Source organism: Bilophila sp. (genome assembly GCF_057864385.1).
In genome coordinates this window covers 1-21,396 of record NZ_DBMAFI010000041.1, presented here as the reverse complement: position 1 = coordinate 21,396, position 21,396 = coordinate 1, and the positions used below count along the sequence as shown (strand labels likewise).

The following is a 21,396-nucleotide window of genomic DNA, read 5'->3' as shown; positions in this document are numbered from 1 at the left end:
ATAGAAAATATACATTTTATTCTATTCCCATACCATATTTTCTTGAGTTTTGCCTTCCGGTAACGTCGGTTTCAGTTCTTCCTTTGAGGAATTTCTCAGATGATTGACGGTTTTGGGGGAACGGGCTATTTTCATGCATATACATGGAGTTTCTATGGAGCCCTTCACAAAGGAATATGCTTCTCCTGTCTGCGTCTGTATGCAGCTCCGCAAAGCCGGGCGTGTTGTTACACAGATTTATGATCGCTGCCTGCGTCCCGTGGGCATCCGGGGAACACAGTTCGCGCTGCTGAAACGGATCGCCTGTATGCGTCGGCCGTTTATTACGGATATTGGCAAGGTGCTGTGCATGGATCAGACCACGGCGACCCGGAATATCGGGTTGTTGGAGCGGGCGGGGTTTGTTGCCGTTGGCGTGCATCCTGACGATGCCCGGAAGAAGGTGGTGGAGCTGACGCCAAAAGGACAGGCCAAGCTGGAGGAAGCTTTTCCCCTATGGGAAGAGGCACAGCGGGAAGTCAGGGAATACCTCGGTGATGACAGGCTGGGCAATCTGTGTTCCCTGCTTCAGGTCCTGAGCGATTTCTCCGGCGAATGAAGTTTTCCCTGTTCCATAGATACCCTTAATGAAGGAATAAAGGAGGATTGCTATGAACGTACTTCTTATCAATGGCAGCCCGCACAAGAAGGGCTGTACCTACACCGCCCTCAGCGAAGTGGCGGGACAGCTTGAGAAAAACGGCATCGGATCGAATATCGTGCATATCGGCTCAAAGCCCATTCGGGGGTGCATCGCGTGCGGCGCTTGCCGGGAAACCGGGTTGTGCGTGTTTGATGACGATCCGGTCAACGAGTGTTCAGGGCTTTTGAAGGCGGCGGATGGCCTTGTCGTGGGGTCGCCCGTCTACTATGCGGCTCCCAACGGCGCGCTGTGCGCATTCTTGGATCGCCTGTTCTATATGAAAAGCGGAGCCTATGCCTACAAACCTGCCGCCGCCGTGGTCAGTTGTCGCCGTGGCGGGGCCAGCGCGGCTTTTGATCGCCTGAACAAGTATTTTACCATTTCCTGTATGCCCATCGTGTCCTCGCAGTATTGGAACTCCGTGCACGGCAACACGCCGGACGAAGTGAGGCAGGACAAGGAAGGCCTGCAGATCATGCGGACGCTGGGCGACAACATGGCATGGCTGATCAAGTGCATTGAGGCTGCCAAAGGGATCGTACCCTATCCGGTGCGGGAACCGTGGACGCCCACCAACTTTATCCACTAGCCTTAGCTTAGGCTGCGGTGATAGGGGGAACCCTAGGTCGTGTCGTCAATTAGATATAATCTATTGAGATTATTTAACTGTTTTTTGAATTATAAAAAGATTGTTTTTAATAATTTCAAATGGTTATATGTAAAATGGCGATGCGCCTAGTAGGGTTGCTCTGCTTGGCAATAAGAACAACCGTAGCCTACGAAGATAGGGGAACCCCCCTGTGTGGGCCCGCATTCTTTTGGGAGTGCGGGCTCTTCTGTTGTGTAATACAATGATGCGTATTGCTGTAGGATTGCGGGAGGGATGCCGCTTTCTGAAAATATACGTCATGTTGCGGACTATGAAGGGGGGACGGCCTTGCCAAGGATGCCGCTTGTGGAAAGAGGGTAGGGGCCGGAAGGAAGAAGGAACGGGCAGGGTGCCTGAGTACGGGGAGGGCGCGTCCTTCCCGTCAGCCTGCAACGTGTGCTCAGCACGTTTGGAGCGCCGGACGGGGGAGGCCGGGCGGCCTCTTAAGATATCGTTTGCCGTTTGGGAAAAAGAGCGCTACTGGATTCTAACACGCCAATATTACGATTCTGTGACAAGACCGGTATGACGGGTTCCCTAAAGAACCGCCCGGGACAAGAGGGAAAGGGGTGGCATATGGCGGAGAAAGGACGCGCTTCTCGGCAGGTCATCGTCATTTCATTGATCACGGCGGCCTGCTTGATCGGCGACTCGATGCTGTACATCGTGTTGCCCATCTGTTTCGCCCAAGCGGGCCTGTCCTCCTTGTGGGAGGTGGGCATTATCCTGTCGGTCAACCGCTTGGTGCGGCTTCCGCTCAATCCGACAGTGGGCTGGCTGTACCGCCATATCAGCGATCGGACGGGTATTTTCATCGCCACGGTTCTCGCCACCATCACTACATTCAGCTACGCCTTTGCGGACGGCTTCATCGCTTGGCTTTTCCTGCGCTGTCTGTGGGGCATCTCGTGGACGTTGCTGCGGCTCGGCGGTTTCTATTGCATCCTGAATGTATCGTCAGACGATAATCGCGGCTATTTCATGGGGTTGTACAACGGATTATACCGGATCGGCAGCTTGGCGGGGATGCTCCTCGGCGGGATTTTCGCGGACTGGCTCGGTTTTTCCGTGACCTGCATGGTGTTCGGCGTATGTACCGCCGTAACCATTGTCCTTGGGCTTATGTATGTGCCGCGCGGGAACAGCGGCGTCCCGGCGGGCCCGCAAGCCGAGGAGCGGTCTTTGACGTGGCTGTGGAAGGACGGCACGGTTCTGTGGGTCATGGTGACGGGGCTTATCGTGGCGCTCATCTATCAGGGCCTGTACGCATCCACGCTCAGCGAGCTTATCCGTATCCATTTCGGGGGCAGCATCGCCCTGTTCGGAGGGGTGGCCGTGGGCGCGGCAACGCTTGGGGGTGTCCTGCAAGCCATCCGTTGGGGATGGGAGCCGTGGCTGGCTCCGGGGATTGGCGTGTTGTCCGATCGCCGCTTCGGACGGCGCTCCATGATGGTGGTTTCGCTGGCATCAGGGGTCGTCTTGTTTGGGCTCGTCGCCGTACATTTGCCTCTGCCGCTGTGGCTTGCCGTACTGATCGGCATTCAGCTCACAGGGACTTCCCTGACCACGATAGCGGATTCCGTAGCTTCGGATACGGCGTCCGTGCGGGGAGGGCGGGTATTCATGATGTGGTACTCATTCGCCGTGGATCTCGGCGCGGCGATCGGGCCGATCCTCGCTTATCTGCTCAATGATATGTGGGGGATGGATACGGCTTATGCGGGTACGGCGGTGCTTCTGCTGATCCTTGCCGTGAAGTGGCACTGGTCGGCCCCGCTGCTCAAGCCCTTTATCCGGCACACCGATTGAGGGGAAATGCGCCTTCCGGCCTGTGGCCGTTTCCACGGTTTCGGGGTGCGGCATGTGAAGCCCTTTTTCTGCCGATAGGTTCCTCCATCAATCAAGAATGTTCAGCCCCGCTTCCGGTTTGTCCGGGGCGGGATTTTTTTGTATGCGCTTTAGATCTATGCGTTATTATTCAGGATTTATTCTCTCTCTCTCTCTCTCTCTCTCTCTCTCTCTCTCTCTCTCTCTCTCTCTCTCTCTCTCTCTCTTCTGTTTGGCTGTGGCATGGGAAATGGTTGATGTTTTGTCCTTGAAGCTCCAAAGGAATAATCGACAAAGTGCCTTAACTGTGGATCCCGCCAATGGAAAAACTGGATAAAAATCTTTATATTCACTATATTATGGAAATAAAACAACCACATGCCATGACAGAGCCTTCTGCTTTGTAGCACAATCTCCGCACAACCGCCTCTTCTTTTCTCCATGATCGACAAAAAGCGGACACGCCCGCGTCACACGGCTCCTCCACTATGCGCCCAACGACAAGTGAGGAGTTCAACATGATCCACATAGATACTCTCAGCAAAACATTTTCAGGCGGGAAGGGGCTTGATCGGGTCAGCCTGCACATCAAGCCCGGCGAAATGGTCGCGCTCATCGGCTCGTCCGGTTCTGGGAAATCGACCCTGATGCGCCATATCGCGGGGCTCATGCCCGGCGACGCCGACGGCGGGCGGATCGAGGTCGCGCAGCACCTCATTCAGGACAAGGGCGTGATCAGCCGCGACATCCGAACCATGAGGGCGGAAATCGGCATGGTCTTCCAGCAGTTCAATTTGGTGGATCGCATGTCCGTTTTTCGCAACGTCATGCTCGGCGCGCTGTCGCGCACGGCGCTGTGGCGCAGCCTGCTGGGCCTCTTCCATGAAGAGGACGCCCAGCTTGCCTACAAGGCGCTGGCCCGCGTCGGCATCATGGAAAAGGCGCATCAGCGCACCTCCAACCTCTCCGGCGGGCAGCAACAGCGCGCCGCCATTGCCCGCGCCCTTGTGCAGCGCGCCCGCGTCCTGCTGGCGGACGAGCCCATTGCCTCGCTCGATCCGGAATCGTCACGCAATGTTATGGAAACGCTGCGCGATTTGAACCAGAAGGACGGGCTCACCGTGCTCGTGACCCTGCATCAGGTCGACTACGCGCTGTCCTTCTGCCCCCGCACCATCGCCTTGAAGCATGGCCGGATCGTGTATGACGGGCCGAGCGCGGAACTGACCCCCGCCTTCCTCAAGCGCCTCTACGGTACGGAGTGCGACCCCCTGTTTGTCCGCCCGGAAAGCGACATCCGGCGGAATCCGCCCCTGACGCAGGTTCAAGTGGCCTAAACCTCAACAACAAGGATTTGCCATGTTTTCACGTTTCCTGATCGCCGTTGCGGCGGCGGCCGTCGTCCTTGGCGGTTCCGTTTGTGCCAAGGCTGCGGAAGTCCTGAACTTCGGCATCATCTCCACGGAATCCTCCCAGAACCTCAAGCAGTTGTGGGATCCCTTCCTCGCCGACATGGAAAAGGCCACCGGCTTCAAGGTCAAGGCGTTCTTCGCTTCGGACTACGCCGGGATCATTGAGGGGATGCGCTTCAAAAAGGTCGATCTCTGCTGGATCGGCAACAAGGGCGCCATCCAGATGGTGGATCGTTCCGACGGTTCCGTTTTCGCCCAGACCACGGCGGCGGACGGTACGGACGGCTACTACTCCCTGCTTGTGGTGAACAAGGAGAGCCCGCTCAAGAGCGTGGACGACGTGCTCAAGAACGCGGCTGAGCTTCGTTTCAGCAACGGCGATCCCAACTCCACCTCCGGGTTCCTCGTGCCCGGCTACTACGTGTTCGCCAAGAACAACGCCGACCCGAAGAAGATTTTCAAGAACGTGGTTGCCGCCAACCATGAGTCCAACGCGCTCGCCGTCGCCAACAGGCAGGTGGACGTGGCGACCTGCAACAACGAGGCCATCAGCCGCCTCGAAATCGCCCATCCTGAAAAGGCCGCGCAAATCCGCGAAATCTGGCGTTCGCCGCTCATTCCGAGCGATCCGCTGGTATGGCGCAACAGCCTTCCCGAAAGCACGAAAAAGAAGATCGCCGATTTCATCTTCGGGTACGGCGTGAAGGGTGATGTGGCCCACGCCAAGGCCATCCTCGAAAAACTCCAGTGGGGGCCGTTCAAGCCTTCGACCAACGCCCAGCTCGTTCCTCTCCGCCAGCTCGAACTGTTCCGCGAAAAGAGCAAGCTGGAGGCCAACGCCGAGATGCCTGCGGCGGAAAAGGCCGAGCGCATCAAGAAGATTGACGAAGCCCTCGACAGGTTGTCCCTGTAATACGCCTCGGCGGCGCGGAGGTTCCCGCGCCGCTTTTTCCCGGCGGGCCCGTACCGCCGGTTTTCCGAAAGGATTGCCATGAGTTCCGAATTTGTTCTGTCCCCTTCGCGCAAGCGTCCTATGGAACCGCTGCGCCTCGTGGGTTGGGCCGTCACACTGGCGTTTCTCGTCTGGTCGTGGCGGGGGGCGGAAATGCGCCCCATGACCCTGATTACCGAGTCGGGCAACATCCTCACGCTGATCAAGGATTTCTTCCCGCCCGATTTCACGGACTGGCGGCTGTACGCCACGGAAATGGTCGTCACCCTGCAAGTCGCCATCTGGGGCACGCTGCTCGCCGTGGTCTGCGCCGTGCCGCTCGGCATCCTGTCTTCCGACAACATCGTGCCGTGGTGGGTCTACCATCCCGTGCGCCGCCTCATGGACGCCGCCCGCGCCATCAATGAAATGGTGTTCGCCATGCTGTTCGTGGTCGCCGTGGGCCTTGGCCCCTTCGCGGGCGTGCTGGCCCTGTGGGTACACACCACGGGCGTCCTCGCCAAGCTGTTCTCCGAGGCCGTGGAAGCCATCGAGCCGAGCCCGGTCGAAGGCGTGCGCTCCACGGGGGCCTCGTTCCTTGAGGAAGTCATATACGGCGTTATCCCGCAGGTTTTCCCTCTGTGGATCTCCTATTCGCTGTACCGCTTCGAGTCCAACGTGCGTTCCGCCACCGTCGTGGGCATGGTCGGCGCGGGCGGCATCGGCATGGTGCTGTGGGAATTGATCCGCAGCTTCGCTTTCGAGCAGACGTGCGCCGTCATGGCCCTCATCGTGCTGGTCGTGGTCGTCTTCGACATGCTCTCGCAGCAGCTGCGGAAGAGGGTGCTGTAATGCCTGCCCGCTATGCCGTGTACTACGCGCCTTCCGTGGCCGACGCCCTGTATCAGGTGGTGACCCCGCTGCTGGGCCGTGATGCCCTTGGGGGCCTGAATGTGCCGCAGGCGACGCCTCCGGGTGTGGATCCCGTTTTCTGGAAGGCGGTCACCCGCGTTCCCGCCCATTACGGGTTGCACGCGACGCTCAAGGCGCCTTTTGAACTCCGCCATCCTGGGATGGACAGCCAGTTGCTGCGCTCCACGGGTGAAGTGGCGGCCCGCTTCCTTCCCTTTGAAATTCCGTCCCTGTCCCTCGCCTATCTGGGCAAGGAGGAAAAAGGCTTTTACGCGCTCGTTCCCTCAACGAAGTGCTCTCTGCTGTCCTTTCTGGAGCGCGCCTGCGTGATGGATCTGGATGCCTTCCGGGCTCCCCTGAAAACCGAGGATGTGGCCCGGCGCGGCCATCTGTCCCTTGAGGAACGCAGCAACCTGTATATGTGGGGCTACCACCGCGTCCTTGATTCGTTCCAGTTCCACATCACGCTGACCGACGGCATTGCCGACGCGGGATTGCGTGCGCTTGTGGGCGCGGGCCTGCGCAAGGCGCTGGAGGGCGTGCTGGACGCTCCGCTCCGTATCGATGCCCTGACCCTTTTCAAACAGGAAAACCGCAATCGGCCCTTTTCCGCCGTGGCGCGGCTTCCGTTCGCCAACCTACAGACTGCACGGGAAAAAGCATGATGTCTCACACCATTCGACAAAAAAGGATGCGGCTGCTGGCCCTCGCATCCGTGGAGCGTCTCGAAGCGGGGCTCTCCGCCGTTACGCCGCCGGATTACGAAATAGTCCGCGGGCCGGAAACCGGGCTGGTCATGATCCGGGGCCGCGTGGGCAACACCGGCGATGCCTTCAATGTGGGCGAAGCGCTTGCGACGCGCTGCGTGGTCTCATTGAAGGACGGCTGTCTCGGGTACGCGTGGATTCTCGGCGAGGACGCCCGCCGCGCCGAGCTTGCCGCCCTGTACGATGCCCTCTGGCAGCGGGATGGCTATGCGGAAGCCCTTGATCGGGAACTGCTCCCAGCGCTGGAAGCGGAACGCGCCCGCCGGGTGCGGGAGGATGCCGCCGCCGTCGAGCCTACCCGTGTTGATTTCTTTACGCTTGTTCGAGGAGAAGATTGATGCCGGCCTTTTCTCAGCCCGTATTCGATATGCAGCGGGTATTCCGCGTTGTGCTCGACGCCATGTCCCGTCCCGCGCGGCTTTGCCGTCTGCCCGTATTCCCGCAGTCCGTGCCGGACGGCCTTTTGCCCGTGCTGGCGGATCTCGCCTTGACCCTGTGCGACGGGGAATCCCCGCTCTGGCTCTCTCCGGGCCTGCGGAAGGATGGAACGACAGCGTGGCTCCGTTTCCACTGCGGCTGTCCGATCGTCGAAGAGGCGGACAAGGCGGCCTTCGCACTGGTGGCGGACGTTGCCGAACTGCCGCCCCTGTCCGCTTTCGCGCAGGGCGTTCCCGCCTATCCCGACCGTTCCGCAACCGTCCTGCTTGCCGGTCTGGCCTTTGATGCGGGAACCCGTTTCCGGGCTTCCGGCCCCGGCATCTGCGGAGAAACTGCCTTTACCTGCACGTTGCCCGAAGATTTTGCGGAGTGGTGGCGCGAGAATACGTCGGGCTTCCCGCTCGGCGTGGACATGCTGCTGTGCGGCGCCGACGGCGTGGCCGGTCTGCCGCGCACCACGCGCCTTGAACGTCTGCCTCAGGAGAGTGCGTCATGTATGTAGCGGTCAAAGGCGGGGAAAAGGCCATTTCCGCCGCCCACGAACTCCTCCGCCGGGAAGGCCGGGGAGACCCCTCCGTCCCTGCTCTGGGGATCGAACAGCTGATCGGGCAGTTGCGGCTTGCCGTGGATCGGGTCATGGCCGAAGGCTCACTGTACGACCGGGATCTCGCTGCGCTGGCCATCAAGCAGGCGCAGGGCGATTTGGTGGAAGCCGTGTTCCTCGTCCGCGCCTACCGGACTACGCTTCCCCGGTTCGGCAGTTCGCTTGCCGTGGACACGTCAGCCATGCGCGTGCTGCGGCGCATTTCCGCCACATGGAAGGATCTCCCCGGCGGGCAGATCCTTGGTGCGACGTTCGACTATACGCACCGCCTGCTGGATCGCAGCCTCTCCCGCGCTGAAGCCGGAGCCGCCGAATCTTCCCCTCTTCCAGTAGAAACCGATGCGGATTCCCCGCTCGGCGGGCCGCTGCCGCGTGCGCTCGACGCGCTGGTTGCGGAAGGGCTGCTCGAACGGCCCGCGCCGTCGGAGGACGGTGCCTGCCGCGACATCACCCGCCAGCCTCTGGAACTGCCCGCCGATGACCCGGCGGATCGCGGCGTGCGCCTTCAGGCGCTGGCCCGCGCCGACGAAGGGTTTCTGCTCGGCATGGCCTATTCCACACAGCGCGGCTTCGGCGCTGTGCATCCCTTCACCGGGGAACTGCGCCGGGGATGGGTGGAAGTGTCCTTTTTCTCCGAAGAGCTCGGCTTCGATGTCGTTATCGGCGAAATCGAGCTGACCGAATGCGAAACCGTGAGCCGCTATACCGGGACGGCCCGCCCGCCGTGCTTCACGCGGGGCTACGGGCTGGTTTTCGGCAGCAACGAGCGCAAGGCGCTGTCCATGTCCATCACGGATCGCGCCCTCCGCGCCAAGGAACTGGACGAACCCGTCGTCGGCCCGGCGCAGAACCCCGAATTCGTGCTCCTGCACGGCGACAACGTGGACGCCTCGGGCTTTGTCCAGCACATCAAGCTGCCGCATTACGTGGACTTTCAGGCCGATCTTTCCCTTATCCGCGGCTTGCGCGCCAAGCGGCAGAACGACAAGGATATCTAGATGTCACAGACCGACGTTTGCGCGGACGCGCCGCTTGAGGGCTATGCGTTCGCCTATCTTGACGAAACGACCAAACGCATGATCCGCCGGGGGCTCCTCAAGGCCGTGGCCATTCCCGGCTATCAGGTGCCGTTCGCCAGCCGCGAGATGCCCATGCCCTGCGGGTGGGGGACCGGCGGGATTCAGATTACCGCGAGCATCCTCGGCAGGGACGACGTGCTCAAGGTCATCGATCAGGGCTCCGACGACACCACCAACGCCGTGTCCATCCGGGATTTCTTCCGTAAGACTACCGGCGTCGCCACCACGACCCATACGGACGAGGCCACCATCATCCAGACCCGCCACCGCATCCCCGAACAGCCGCTCACCGAGTCGCAGATCATGGTGTATCAGGTGCCGCTGCCGGAGCCGCTGCGCTGGCTTGAGCCGAGCGAACAGGAAACCCGCACCCTCCACGCGCTGGAGGAATACGGGATCATGAACGTCAAGCTGTACGAGGACATCGTGCATCACGGGACCATCGCCACGGGCTTCGATTACCCCGTGCGCGTGGCCGGGCGGTACATCATGAGCCCTTCGCCCATCCCGCGTTTCGACAACCCCAAGATGCACCAGTGCCCGGCGCTGCAGCTCTTCGGGGCGGGGCGCGAAAAGCGGCTGTACGCCATTCCGCCGTATACCGATGTGGAAAGCCTCGATTTCGAGGATTACCCCTTTACCGTGCAGTCGTGGGACGAAGCCTGCGCCATCTGCGGCTCCACGGACACCTATCTGGACGAAGTCATCCTCGACGATCAGGGGAACCGCATGTTCGTATGTTCCGATACCGACTGTTGCGCCCGCCGCGCCGCCTTGCGGGACGGGCAGGGAGGCGCGCAATGAAAGACTGGAACGCCGCCCCCATCCTGTCGGCCCGGAACCTGACCCGCCGTTACGGGGAGCACATCGGCTGCCGTGACGTCTCCTTCGACCTCTGGCCCGGTGAAGTGCTCGGCATCGTGGGCGAATCCGGGTCGGGCAAAAGCACGCTCCTGAATATGCTTTCGGGGCGCATGGAACCGACCTCCGGGACGATCGCCTACCGCGACGCCGCCGGGCGTGAGCGGAATATCCACGCATTGCCGGAAGGCGAAAAGCGCCGCCTTCTGCGTTCCGAACTCGGATTCGTGCACCAGCGCCCCTCGGACGGCCTGCGTATGCAGGTCAGCGCCGGGGCGAACATCGGCGAACGGCTGATGGCCGAAGGCGCGCGACATTACGGCACGCTGCGCGGCAGGGCCCTGCAATGGCTGGAGCGCGTGGAGATCGACGCCGGGCGCATCGACGACAAGCCCGCCCTCTATTCCGGGGGAATGCAGCAGCGCCTGCAAATCGCCCGGAACCTCGTCACGTCGCCGCGTCTGGTGTTCATGGACGAGCCCACCGGCGGCCTCGACGTGTCCGTGCAGGCCCGTCTGCTCGACCTTCTGCGCCATCTTGTGCTGGACATGGATCTGGCGGTCATCCTCGTCACCCACGATCTCGCCGTGGCCCGCCTGCTCTCGCACCGGCTCATGGTCATGTACCGGGGGGAGGTCGTGGAAACGGGGCTCACCGATCAGGTGCTCGACGATCCGCATCACGCCTACACGCAACTCCTCGTCTCTTCCATCCTGCAAGGGTAAGCCATGAACACTCCCATCATTGAAGTCCGAAACCTGAGCAAGACCTTCGTGCTGCACCAGCAGGGCGGGGTGGCGATCGAGGCCCTTTCCGGGATCAGCTTTTCCGTGGACGCGGGCGAGTGCGTCGCCCTGCACGGGCCGTCCGGCGCGGGCAAGTCCACGCTCCTGCGCGCCCTCTACGGCAACTACCTCCCCACGGGCGGCTCCATTCGGGTCCGCTGCGGCGGGGAGGATGTGGACATCACCAGCGCCGATCCCCGGACCGTCATCCGGCTACGGCGGGGCTGCATCAGCTACGTCAGCCAGTTCCTGCGGGTCATCCCCCGCGTGGGCACGCTGGATCTGGTCGCGGAACCCCTGCTTGAGGCGGGCGAAGGGCAGGCCGCCGCCCGCCGCCGCGCCGAAGGGCTGCTTTCCCGGCTGAACCTGCCCGAACGCCTGTGGCACATCGCGCCCGCCACGTTTTCCGGCGGCGAGCAGCAGCGGGTGAACATCGCGCGCGGTTTCATCCGCCCGTCCCCCATCCTTCTGCTCGACGAGCCCACGGCCTCGCTGGACGGCGCGAACCGGCAGGTGGTCATCGACCTGATCCGCGAGGCGCGCGGGGACGGGGCCGCCATCGTGGGCATTTTCCACGATGACGTGGCCCGCGAAGCCGTGGCCGACCGCACCATTCCCGTCAGACGCCCGTAACCTTTTTCATCAAGAGCATACAGCCATGAACGAAACCGTATTCACCAACGCCAAGCTGATCACGCCCGACGCGGTCGTGGAGGGCACTCTCGTCGTCCGCGACGGGCGCATCGTTTCTCTCGACAACGGCGCGAGTTCACTCGCGGAACGCATCGATCTGGAAGGCGACTATTTGATGCCCGGCCTTGTGGAGCTCCACACCGACAACCTTGAAAAGCATTTCATCCCGCGCCCCAAAGTGCTCTGGCCTCAGGGCGTGCCCGCCTTTTTCGCCCACGACGCCCAGATCATCGCGTCCGGGATCACGACCGTTTTCGATGCCCTTTCCGTGGGCGAGTACCACGACAAAGGCCGTATCGCCATGCTCGGCAAGGCCGTGGGCGCGCTGAACAGTTGCCGCTCCACCGGGAAACTCCGGTCTGAGCACCTGCTGCACCTGCGCTGTGAAGTGGCCGACCCCCGGATGCAGGATCTTTTCTTCCCGCTGTCCGATACGCCCGCGCTCAGCCTCGTGTCGCTCATGGATCACACGCCGGGCCAGCGCCAGTGGCGCGATACCTCTTCCTACCGCACCTATTACAGCAACATCGCCTCGTGGACGGATGAGGAATTCGAGCAGGTCGTCGAGCGCCTTCAGACCGCGCGCGACGGCTGCGCGGAGGACAATGCCGCGTCCATCATGGCTTTCTGCAGGGAACGGGGCCTGCCGATGGCGAGCCACGACGACACGCTTGTGGAACACGTCGAAGAAGCCCTCGATAACGGCATCGCCATCAGCGAATTCCCCACCACGATGGAGGCGGCGCGCCATGCCTCCGAAAACGGTATGCTCGTGCTCATGGGAGCGCCCAACGTGGTGCGCGGCGGCTCGCATTCGGGGAACATTTCCGCGCTGGAGATCGCACAGGCCGGGTATCTGGGGAGCCTTTCCTCGGACTATGTGCCCGTCAGCCTTCTTGAAGCGGCTTTTGCTTTGAGCGAGGGCGGGTATATGTCCCTTCCGGCTGCGGTGGGGCTCGTGACCGCCAATCCCGCCGAAGCCGTGGGCCTCACGGATCGCGGCAGCCTCGAAGTGGGGCGGCGGGCGGATCTTGTGCGCGTGGGCATGGTTGAGGGGCAGCCCGTGGTTCGGAATGTCTGGCGGGAAGGCACGGAGGTTTTCTGATGCGGCAGGGCCAGCTTGTTTACGTCATGGGCGCTTCGGGTTCGGGCAAGGACAGCCTGCTGCAAGCCTTGCGTCCCCGCTTGCAGGGGCTCCCGGTGGCCTTCGCCCGGCGATACATCACGCGGCCTCTCTCTGCTAGGGGCGAACGCCATATCGCCGTTTCCCCGGAACGGTTCGCGGCTATGGCGGCGTCCGGGGAGTTCGTGATGGACTGGCAAAGCCACGGCCTCCGGTACGGCATCGGGAAAGGCATCGAAACAACGCTTGCTCACGGGCATGTGGTGCTCATGAACGGTTCGCGGGGGTACCTGCCCGAAGCGATCCGCCGTTTCCCCAGCCTTGTCCCCGTGCTCGTGGAAGTGGACGCTTCCGTACTTCGGGCGCGTCTGCTGGCGCGGGGCCGGGAACAGGGCGCGGATATTGAAGAGCGCATCGCCCGTGCTTCGATGCCTGCCGAATATCCCAACGGGGTACGCCGTATCGACAACTCCGGCCCGCTGGAGGAGTCGGCGGAGGCTTTTTACCGGATGGTTGCACAGTTGGTTGAAGAAAAAACGGCTTTTCGCCAGTAAAGCGGATCGGGAACCCTATCCCGGCAATTCATATTGTTATCGGACGGAAAAGGAAGCGGCGGCTTCCTTTTTTCTTTGATGCAACGGAACTCCCTTTGTGCAACCTCCCCGCCAGTCGAAGTTTTCGCGGGTGGGGGCGTGGGGGAGGGGGCCTTTTTCAAAAGGCCTCCTCCCCCACATTCTCAATTTATACGCCCACAGGCACCGTCCCGGCCATGATGCCGCACCCCTGCGGAAGATCCAGCGGGAGGCGGCGGATGTCCTCAAGCCCCGCGTTGCGCATGAATCCAGCAAGCTCCTGCCTTGTGTAGGACTGCCCGTCAGGCGTCCCGACAAGCATGTTGAGATCGAACAGCGCCGGGTGCTGCGGCCCGCTGCGGTTGTCGTCGAGGATGAATTCCTGAATGAGCAGAAGGCCGCCCGGAACGAGCGACTGCGCGGCTTTCCGTACAATGTTGGCGGACTCGTCAAAGCCCGCGCCGTGCAGGATCTGGGAGAGCCAAGCTACATCGAACCCGCCGGGAAGGTCTTCGGTGGTAAAGTCCCCGCCCGTGAAAACGATGCGATCGGCCAAGCCTGAATCGGCGATGACGCGTTCCGCAAAGGGGCGGGTGGTTGGAAGATCGAAAACCGTGGCGCTCAAGCCGGGGTTGCGGCGGCAGAAGTGGATGGCATAGGCCCCGGTCGCACCGCCGAGATCAAGCAGGTGGGAACGGCCGGAAAGGTCGATGTGCGGAACGCTGCGTTCCGCCTGAGCGTTGGCGATATTGTACATCCCCATGAGGAAACTTTCCCGCTCGCCCGTATCCTCGGCCTCGACGGAAGAGCGGCGGCGGATCGGCCTGTTTTCGCGGACGGCCTCGTCCAGTTTGGCCCAGCCGGGCATAAGGTGGCGGTGGTGTTCCACAATGTGCCCGATATAGCCGGGGTTGCCGCGGCACAGGTGATCCCGCGAAAAGGGCGGCAGTTCGCAGGTTTCACCTTGGCGGCTCAGCAGGCCCATGCCGCACAGGGCGGTTATAAGGCGGCCGAGGCTTTGGGGGGCGCACCCTGTCCGGTCGGCGAGTTCCGCCACAGTCAGCGGCCCGTTGGCCAGCGGGGTGAATACGTCCAGATGCACGGCGGCGTGGATAGCGCAGCTTTCCCAATACATTCCTGAAGCGTGGAGCAAGGCGGAAGGGGTCCAGTTTTTCATAGCGCACCTCCTGTCTTTGGGGAGTAGCATCCCTCGCACGTTGTCACAACCGCCGAGATTCGGTGAGGGGAACCCGAAGCCCGACGGTCAAGTATCGGCGGGTGGAGAGGCATTTGCCTTTGTGATGATTTTTTTCAAAAATTCATTTTGAATTTCATATAGTTAACACGCTGTCTTCATTGCAAAAGCGAATGCCTCCGGGGAGATTGCGCCCGTGTATGCGGCAGGCGGCTGTTTTAGGGCGTGTCGTCAATTAGATATAATCTGTTGAAATTAGTTAACTATTTTTCAAGTCACAACATATTGTTTTCAATAATTTTCAATAGTCCCATGTAAAATGACGACACAGCCCAAGGGGGCATCTCATTCTTCATGGAAAAATTTTTGGCTGTGTCCCAGAAAATGGTTGATGCTTTTTTCCTTGAAATTCCAAAGGAATAACCAGAAAAACGCCTCAGCTATGGATTCAGCCAAGGGGAAAACTGGAGAAAAAGGCTGGCTTTTCACCGTGCTGTGGAGATGAAACAACCACACGCTATGACAGAGCCAAATTTTTTTGTATGGGGCTGTACGGCTGCGGGCCTCTTGGGGGCCTATGCCTGCCGTCAGGACGGCTTGTGCTGCCGTGCTGTGAGAAAGTATGCTGGAGAGGCGTTTTCATATGGGCCTGCCTGACGATACGCAGCTTGCGGAAGCCGAGGAAGAGGGGGGGCATTTTTTGGGGGTGCCGCATTGGTATGTTTTTTATCGTTAAAATAAATGATATGATGTACCGTCATTTTTTATTTACGCTATCGCATCCTGAAAAATATGTTAAAATGGCATCATATCGTGTTTCGACACGCAGTATGTTTTTAGGAAACACTATTATTTTTTTGAGAAAACATATAGTGTACCCATACAGTCCGGCAGCGTTCCGGAAGGTTGGAGCCAAACGGCATGTCCGGACATGCCGCTTTATATAACCCTAGCGGCAAGGAACAGGGTCGGAGAATGAGAAGGCATGGATACGGGATATCCGTTTTGAGGGCGATCATCCTGTGCTGTTTGTTCTTTTGTTTTCCCGCGCAGGCAGATGATAACGGGGGTTCCGTCCGGGTGGGGTATTACGAGGACGGGGATTACATGTCCCGTGGCCGGGCCGCTGAGTATATTGGCTTTAATATCGAATTATTGCAGAAGCTCGCCAAGGTCGGCGGCATGCACTATGAAATGGTGGATGCGGGCAGTTGGGAAAACGCATGGCATGAGCTTTTGGAAGGGCGCATAGACATGCTTCCCGCCGTGTTCCGCACGGAAGAACGGGAAAAAGAGGTGCTCTTCTCCAACCTGCCTATGGGGACGCTTTACGTCACCCTCAATGTCAGGGCTGACGACAAACGATATGGCTACGAAGATTTTCGTTCCTTCCAAGGGATGCGGGTCGGCATCATTCGGGGCAGCAGCGATGGGGAGCGTTTTCTGCGGTATTGCGAGAAGTCCGGCGTCAAGCCGGTCATCATCCCCTATGCCGAGACGCAGGCGTTATTGAGCGCCCTTGAGGACGGGACGCTTGACGGAGCCGCCATTACGCATCTTGGCCGCAGCAGCACGTTCCGAAGCGTGGCCCAGTTCTCCCCGGAGCCGGTATATATCGCTGTGGCGAAAAACAGGCCGGATTTGCTTGCCCGCCTTGATGCGGCGATGAATTCCATCGTGCTGCGCGATCCCAACTACATGATGCGGCTGTACGACAAGTATTTTGCCGTCAGCATGGCGCAGCAGCCTGTGTTCACCAAGGAGGAGGAAGCGTACCTCAAACAGGCGGATGTGATTGTTGCGGCATATGATCCCTCATGGGCGCCGCTGGAGTATATTGATCCCGAAACCGGGATGTTCTCCGGCGTCACGTCGGATCTGCTGGCCGCTTTTTCAGAATACACGGGATTGCGCTTCCGTTTTGAGCCTATGGGTCAGGCCGAGGCGCTGGGGAAGCTCAAGGAAGGGCTCATTGATCTTGTCTGCTCCGTAACGGGGGATTACCTCTGGGACGAGCGAAACAAGATGCATACGACCCGCCACTACCTGCGGGCGCCCATCATGCTGGTGCGGCCCAAGCAGCCGCAAGCCATCGAACGGATAGCCCTGCAAGGAGGCTATTGGTTCTCGGAGCATGTGGCGGCGGATCATCCCGGCAAGGAAATCATTTTTTACCAGAACGTGCGGGAATGTTTTGATGCGCTGCTCAGGGGCGACGCGGACGCGGTTTATGCGAACGTCTATGTGACCAACCAACTGCTCTCGGAGCGCCGTTATGAGTCCCTGACGGCTACGAGCATGAACAAGTACGTAAGTGAAATCTGCTTCGGCATTTCCAAGTGCGCTGATCCGCGCCTCCTCTCCATACTGGACAAGTGTATCCAATATACTGCGGCGGAGTGGATGGACGAACTGGTGCTGAAGAACACCACCAAGCCCCGCCAGATCACGCTGCTCGACTTTGTGGCCCAGCACCTTATTGAGGTAGGGTGTGGGATGCTGGCGGTTTTTGGGGTGATCTTGCTGCTGTTGGTCTACAACCTCGTCATCAAGACGAGGAGCAACCACCGCATACAGGCCCTGCTGTACCGGGACGGGCTGACCGGCCTCGACAACATGAACAAGTTCTATGTGGAGGCCGGCAGGCTGCTCCGGAGTGCGCCGGATGGAAGCTACGCCCTGCTTTATGGGGACATCAACCAGTTCAAAACGATCAACGCCAACCTCGGTTTTGCTGTGGGCGATCAGATCCTGCGGGCCTTCGGCGCGATCCTCCAGCGCAACGTCAAGGATGGGGAGTGCTGTGCCCGTGCATCGGCGGATCACTTTATCCTGCTGGTGCGCTGTTCCGATTGGGAATCTCTGCGTGCGCGCATAGAAGAAATCGACATGGAGCTGGACGAGTGGCGGCGCCTGCAGGACATTGCGTACCGGATTATCACGGTATTCGGCATTTATTTGGTGAGCGGGACGGAAGAGTTCGATATGCACCGCATGTTGGATTTTGCCAACTACGCGCGCAGGAACGCCAAGCAGACGATGAAGACCATTGTCCTTTACGACGAGAAGATGCGGCAGGCAGCGCTGCTGCAGCGCGAACTGGAAGGAAGGCTGGAGATTGCCCTGTTCAAAGGGGAGTTCGACGCCCATTTCCAGCCCAAGGTGGATATGCGGGACGGCGTACTCATCGGCTGCGAGGCGCTGGTTCGGTGGAACCATCCTACGCGGGGCCTCCTTATGCCCGGAAGCTTTATCCCGTTTTTTGAACGGAACGGTTCCGTGGTCGAAGTGGATCTGTATATTTACGAACTGGTTTGCCGAACCGTGCGCGAGTGGTTGGATCGCGGGATGAACGTCAATCCCGTTTCCTGCAATTTTTCAAGCCTGCACTTCGACAGCCCGGACTTTCCCGAACTTGCCGCGGCGATTGCGGATCGCCACAATGTCCCGCACGCGCTTTTGGAGCTGGAAATTACCGAAAGCGCGATCATGCGCAATCCCCAAATCGTCTGTGCGCAGGTGTTGCGGCTGAAGGAGCGCGGCTTCATGATCGCCATCGACGATTTCGGATCAGGGTATTCTTCCCTTGGGCAGTTGCAGCAGTTGATGGCCGACGTGCTCAAACTCGATCGCAGCTTCGTGCGGCGCGGGATGTTCGGGACGCGGGAACGGATTGTCATCAGCAACGTCATCCACATGGCCGGGGAGCTGGGCATGCAGGTCATCTGTGAGGGCGTGGAAAATGCGAAGCAGGCTGAAATGCTTATTGAGCTCGGCTGTTACTATGCGCAGGGATTCTACTACGCGAAGCCGATGCCGAAGGATGCATTTGAGGGGCTCCTGGAGAAAGGCAACGTGCCGCACGGCGAAGAAATCAGGAATGGGGCTTCGTAAGGGGCCGCAGGGCATGTGAAGCCGGATATATTTTCCCTTTGTATCCAAGGAACCCTTCCGTAACGGGATAAAGCCATGTCCGGGAATTTTTTCGGATATGGCTTTTCCTCTATGGGTTCCGAAGGGGAGGCCGCAAGGGAGGCGATGCCATAAGCCAGAGGCTGTGCCGTAAAATGGTTGACGTTTTTTCCCCGAAGTCCCAAAGGAACAGCCAGCCAAATGCCTTCTGCCAAAAGCAGGCCGGGAAGAGCATCATGCCCGCTGAGTCAGGGATCTCCAATATCCTTGAATGGAAGCTTCAGGAAGTCGAAGTGGACAGGCGATCCGCCGTAACCCATATGAAGGCGCTTGCGGCTTCCATTGCCGCTGTTCCCCATCGCGCGGGGTGGATCTGGCACGGGATGAAGAAGGTGAGCGCCGCCCCGCGAAACCACGCTGTCCGCGTACCGGGTCGCGGAAGGCGAAGCGGAATCCGCCATAATCCTCCATTGCCGTCAAGGGGCATGACGAAATCGCGGAACTGTGGGCCTCAACGTCATGCTCGGCAGCCTGCAAAAGGACGCGCGTATGCTGCGTGAGCTTTCCTATAGTGATCCGTTTATGGCCCTTTGGAACCGCCGCCACTTCCGCAAGGTGCTGTCCGGCGGGCTGCACCGGGTGCAGGAAAAGGCGGGGAAAGGGTTTGGGCTGGCGTTCATTGATGTCGACTGCTTCAAGGACATCAACGGTACGTTCGGCCACGCCGCCGGGGATATGGTTCTGCGGGAGTTCGCAAAGCTCGCGGGGGAGAAGCTCCCCGACCCAGCGACGTTCGCACGGCTTGGGGGAGATGAGTTCGTGCTGCTCCTGCCCGATGCCGATGAGGATGCCTTGTTCCGCCGGCTTGAGGCGATCCGGGAAGCCTGCACGGAACGGCTGCTTGTCCATGCCGATCGGGATGTGCGTTTCAGCATCAGCGTCGGGGGCTATCGGTTTACGTTGTCGGCATTATAGGCACGTCTGAGGAGAGCGGAAAGGCCATTTCCGAGCTGTTCCGCCATGCGGATTCCGCCCTTTATTATGTCTAAAGAAGCGGGGCGCAACCGGGTGACGCTCTGGGGCCCCGGCTGCTCATTTCCCTGTCCCGAAAGCCGCTGGAAGGGGCAGCCTGTTCCGCATGGTGGTTGTTAGGGCGGTGGGAGTGGGAAACAGGACAGTGTGGAAGGCATGCCGGGCAAGGGGAGGGTATCCTGAGGGCCCCCGGTTTGGGGGGAAAGGCGGGATACGTGACGCCGATCACGGCAAATCATACGATATCGGGTAAGATGGGGCATCCCGTTTGAAAGGAGCCGTCCGTGACCACCATGCGTTTGATCCTGTGCCTTGTCCCGTCCTCGCTGGCTTTTGCATTGGGCGGCGCGCACTTCTGGCGTGCCGGGCAATACCCTTTTTCCGTTGGCTGCATGCTGTTCGCACTGCTCGTTTGGAGGCGGGAGGCATGGATACGGCAGGCCGTGCTTGTCCTGCTGCCGCTGTTGGCCGCGCGTTGGATATGGACGGCGGCGCAGTCCGTACAGCTTCGGATGTTCATGGAACAGCCGTGGATGCGGCTGGCGTGTATCCTGCTCGGCGTGTCGTTGTTCACCGCTACGGCGGCCTTGCTGCTGGAGGGAAAGACTGGGGATGCATGGTATGAGCGCGGCAAGAAAAGGGCGCTCATACGGACAGGGGCCTTTTTCGGAACCATCGCTGTCCTGACGCCGCTGCTTTTCGTCGCGCCGCAGGTCTTCCTGACGGAGCGTTTTCTGCCCGGATGGGCACCGCTCCATATCCTGCTTGCCGGTTTTTGGGCTTCGTGGGTGGCGTCGCGGCTTGGGGACAGAGGAGCCGCGCCGCGCACGCGCCTATTCATCTGGCGGCTGTTCTCGGCGGCCTTTTTTGCACAGCTCGCCCTCGGCCTTGCCGGATACGGCCTGTTCCTCATGACCGGGAAGCTCCACCTTCCCGTGCCGGGCATGATCCTCGCGGCCCCGCTCTACCGTGGCGGCGGGCTGTTCATGCCCATCCTGTTCGGCGTCTCCGTACTGCTGGCCGGGGCTGCGTGGTGCAGCCACCTGTGCTATTTCGGGGTCTGGGATACCGTAGCGGCCTCCGGGCGCAAGGCCCTTCCGCCTCCGCGCTGGATGCCCCGGCTCCGGCTGGTTTGTCTTGGGCTCACCCTGACCGTCCCCATCCTCCTCCGGCTGTCCGGCGCGCCAACCGAGGCCGCCGTTGCGCTTGGCCTGGCGTTCGGCTTGTTGCTCCTGCCCGTTGCCGCACTGTTGAGCCGTCGGTACGGTTCCGCCTGCTACTGCCTTGCCGTATGCCCTCTCGGACTGGTGGCGAGGTGGCTCGGCAAGATTGCGCCGTGGCGCATCCGGCGGACGGATGCCTGTACGCGCTGCCTCGCCTGCACCCGTGTCTGCCGGTACGGTGCGCTGACCCCGGATCGGCTGGAGTCGGGAAGGCCGGGCCCAGGCTGTACGCTGTGCCGGGATTGCCTTTCCGTTTGCCGTCATGACGGGCTGGCCATGACCTTGTACGGGAAAACGTACGGAGCCGCTGAATCCGTTTTTGTTGTGCTCCTCAGCATCATGCACGCCGTATTCCTTGCCGTCGCCCGCGTATGAGTCGTGGCCCGCAAGGAAAAGAAGATGAGAGCCCGCCTCTCTTGCATGGCTCCCCACCGCGGCTTCCCGCTTCCACTCGTGATGCTCCTCGCGTTGCCCGAGCATGCCGCCGTTGAACTTTCAACAGGCAGAAGGCTTTTGCTTTGGCTGTGTTCAATTTTACGGTTGATGATTTTTTCAATGAAAATCAATAGATAAAAGCTCGTTCCACGTCTGGTGATGTGGCCTCTCTCATTTTTTGTTCATTACATGAAATCCAGTTTTGAAGAATTGTTGCGAGACCTCCAAATAATTTCCAAAGAACTCTTCCTTTCCAGTTGGAAT

22 protein-coding genes are annotated in these 21,396 nt (G+C 60.3%); 18 read left to right on the top strand and 4 right to left on the bottom strand.

Annotated features, from left to right (window positions below):
• Nucleotides 1-199 precede the first annotated feature (199 nt).
• The 3 genes from ACZM8Y_RS12510 (at nt 200) to ACZM8Y_RS12500 (ending at nt 3,140) form a co-directional block, all read left to right on the top strand.
• Nucleotides 200-598, top strand: a complete 399-nt coding sequence (locus ACZM8Y_RS12510) for a MarR family winged helix-turn-helix transcriptional regulator (protein WP_489501772.1) — start codon at nt 200-202, stop codon at nt 596-598.
• A 52-nt stretch (nt 599-650) separates the two neighbouring features.
• Nucleotides 651-1,271, top strand: coding sequence for a flavodoxin family protein (locus ACZM8Y_RS12505; protein WP_482330654.1), 621 nt, complete (start codon nt 651-653; stop codon nt 1,269-1,271).
• A gap of 636 nt (nt 1,272-1,907) precedes the next feature.
• Entirely contained in the window at nt 1,908-3,140 is a 1,233-nt protein-coding gene (locus tag ACZM8Y_RS12500) for an MFS transporter (RefSeq protein ID WP_482330653.1), read from the top strand.
• Nucleotides 3,141-3,309: 169 nt separating this feature from the next.
• Here the strand turns inward: ACZM8Y_RS12500 and ACZM8Y_RS12495 are convergent, their stop codons facing one another.
• Entirely contained in the window at nt 3,310-3,453 is a 144-nt protein-coding gene (locus ACZM8Y_RS12495) for a hypothetical protein (RefSeq protein WP_489501771.1), read from the bottom strand.
• Between the two features lie 223 nt (nt 3,454-3,676).
• Here ACZM8Y_RS12495 and phnC point away from each other — a divergent pair, with 223 nt between their 5' ends.
• The 12 genes from phnC (at nt 3,677) to phnN (ending at nt 13,317) form a co-directional block, all read left to right on the top strand.
• A complete protein-coding gene (gene phnC, locus ACZM8Y_RS12490) occupies nt 3,677-4,495 on the top strand; it encodes a phosphonate ABC transporter ATP-binding protein (RefSeq protein WP_482330652.1) in 819 nt (272 codons plus the stop codon).
• A gap of 22 nt (nt 4,496-4,517) precedes the next feature.
• The gene (gene phnD / locus ACZM8Y_RS12485) at nt 4,518-5,483 is read left to right on the top strand and encodes a phosphonate ABC transporter substrate-binding protein (RefSeq protein WP_482330651.1); all 966 of its coding nucleotides are present in this window, start codon (nt 4,518-4,520) and stop codon (nt 5,481-5,483) included.
• Between the two features lie 78 nt (nt 5,484-5,561).
• Nucleotides 5,562-6,353, top strand: coding sequence for a phosphonate ABC transporter, permease protein PhnE (gene phnE, locus ACZM8Y_RS12480; RefSeq protein WP_482330650.1), 792 nt, complete (start codon nt 5,562-5,564; stop codon nt 6,351-6,353).
• Nucleotides 6,353-7,078 carry a DUF1045 domain-containing protein gene (locus ACZM8Y_RS12475; RefSeq protein ID WP_482330649.1) on the top strand — a complete coding sequence of 242 codons (726 nt, stop codon included), beginning with the start codon at nt 6,353-6,355 and terminating at the stop codon, nt 7,076-7,078. The genes phnE and ACZM8Y_RS12475 overlap by 1 nt, the downstream gene beginning before the upstream one ends.
• The gene (gene phnG, locus ACZM8Y_RS12470; protein WP_482330648.1) at nt 7,075-7,518 is read left to right on the top strand and encodes a phosphonate C-P lyase system protein PhnG; all 444 of its coding nucleotides are present in this window, start codon (nt 7,075-7,077) and stop codon (nt 7,516-7,518) included. Before ACZM8Y_RS12475 ends, phnG begins: the two co-directional genes overlap by 4 nt.
• Complete coding sequence (gene phnH, locus ACZM8Y_RS12465) at nt 7,518-8,120, top strand: phosphonate C-P lyase system protein PhnH (RefSeq protein WP_482330647.1); 603 nt, start codon at nt 7,518-7,520, stop codon at nt 8,118-8,120. The genes phnG and phnH overlap by 1 nt, the downstream gene beginning before the upstream one ends.
• Nucleotides 8,111-9,220 carry a carbon-phosphorus lyase complex subunit gene (locus ACZM8Y_RS12460; RefSeq protein ID WP_482330646.1) on the top strand — a complete coding sequence of 370 codons (1,110 nt, stop codon included), beginning with the start codon at nt 8,111-8,113 and terminating at the stop codon, nt 9,218-9,220. Before phnH ends, ACZM8Y_RS12460 begins: the two co-directional genes overlap by 10 nt.
• Nucleotides 9,221-10,105: an alpha-D-ribose 1-methylphosphonate 5-phosphate C-P-lyase PhnJ gene (locus tag ACZM8Y_RS12455; protein WP_479859374.1), complete on the top strand. Its 885-nt coding sequence runs from the start codon at nt 9,221-9,223 to the stop codon at nt 10,103-10,105. It begins immediately after the preceding gene.
• On the top strand, nt 10,102-10,887 hold the full coding sequence (gene phnK / locus ACZM8Y_RS12450) for a phosphonate C-P lyase system protein PhnK (protein WP_005029574.1): 786 nt from the start codon (nt 10,102-10,104) through the stop codon (nt 10,885-10,887). Before ACZM8Y_RS12455 ends, phnK begins: the two co-directional genes overlap by 4 nt.
• A gap of 3 nt (nt 10,888-10,890) precedes the next feature.
• Nucleotides 10,891-11,580, top strand: coding sequence for a phosphonate C-P lyase system protein PhnL (phnL, locus tag ACZM8Y_RS12445; RefSeq protein ID WP_302552849.1), 690 nt, complete (start codon nt 10,891-10,893; stop codon nt 11,578-11,580).
• A gap of 25 nt (nt 11,581-11,605) precedes the next feature.
• Nucleotides 11,606-12,745 carry an alpha-D-ribose 1-methylphosphonate 5-triphosphate diphosphatase gene (locus ACZM8Y_RS12440; protein ID WP_482330645.1) on the top strand — a complete coding sequence of 380 codons (1,140 nt, stop codon included), beginning with the start codon at nt 11,606-11,608 and terminating at the stop codon, nt 12,743-12,745.
• Nucleotides 12,745-13,317, top strand: coding sequence for a phosphonate metabolism protein/1,5-bisphosphokinase (PRPP-forming) PhnN (gene phnN / locus ACZM8Y_RS12435; RefSeq protein ID WP_302552851.1), 573 nt, complete (start codon nt 12,745-12,747; stop codon nt 13,315-13,317). Before ACZM8Y_RS12440 ends, phnN begins: the two co-directional genes overlap by 1 nt.
• A 187-nt stretch (nt 13,318-13,504) precedes the next feature.
• On the opposite strand, the gene ACZM8Y_RS12430 is transcribed toward phnN, so the two are convergent.
• Both ACZM8Y_RS12430 and ACZM8Y_RS12425 read right to left on the bottom strand, forming a co-directional pair.
• Nucleotides 13,505-14,512: a methyltransferase gene (locus ACZM8Y_RS12430; RefSeq protein ID WP_482330644.1), complete on the bottom strand. Its 1,008-nt coding sequence runs from the start codon at nt 14,510-14,512 to the stop codon at nt 13,505-13,507.
• A gap of 363 nt (nt 14,513-14,875) precedes the next feature.
• Nucleotides 14,876-15,046, bottom strand: a complete 171-nt coding sequence (locus ACZM8Y_RS12425; RefSeq protein WP_487479921.1) for a hypothetical protein — start codon at nt 15,044-15,046, stop codon at nt 14,876-14,878.
• 591 nt (nt 15,047-15,637) lie between these two features.
• On the opposite strand from ACZM8Y_RS12425, the gene ACZM8Y_RS12420 reads away from it, so the two are divergent.
• Nucleotides 15,638-18,424, top strand: coding sequence for an EAL domain-containing protein (locus tag ACZM8Y_RS12420; RefSeq protein WP_482330643.1), 2,787 nt, complete (start codon nt 15,638-15,640; stop codon nt 18,422-18,424).
• Nucleotides 18,425-18,690: 266 nt separating this feature from the next.
• Here the strand turns inward: ACZM8Y_RS12420 and ACZM8Y_RS12415 are convergent, their stop codons facing one another.
• The gene (locus tag ACZM8Y_RS12415) at nt 18,691-18,903 is read right to left on the bottom strand and encodes a hypothetical protein (RefSeq protein WP_479859636.1); all 213 of its coding nucleotides are present in this window, start codon (nt 18,901-18,903) and stop codon (nt 18,691-18,693) included.
• Nucleotides 18,904-18,946: 43 nt separating this feature from the next.
• Here ACZM8Y_RS12415 and ACZM8Y_RS12410 point away from each other — a divergent pair, with 43 nt between their 5' ends.
• Together ACZM8Y_RS12410 and ACZM8Y_RS12405 are read left to right on the top strand one after the other, a co-directional pair.
• Nucleotides 18,947-19,417, top strand: a complete 471-nt coding sequence (locus ACZM8Y_RS12410) for a GGDEF domain-containing protein (protein ID WP_482330642.1) — start codon at nt 18,947-18,949, stop codon at nt 19,415-19,417.
• 350 nt (nt 19,418-19,767) lie between these two features.
• Nucleotides 19,768-21,072: a 4Fe-4S ferredoxin gene (locus ACZM8Y_RS12405; RefSeq protein WP_482330667.1), complete on the top strand. Its 1,305-nt coding sequence runs from the start codon at nt 19,768-19,770 to the stop codon at nt 21,070-21,072.
• Nucleotides 21,073-21,396: the final 324 nt, after the last annotated feature.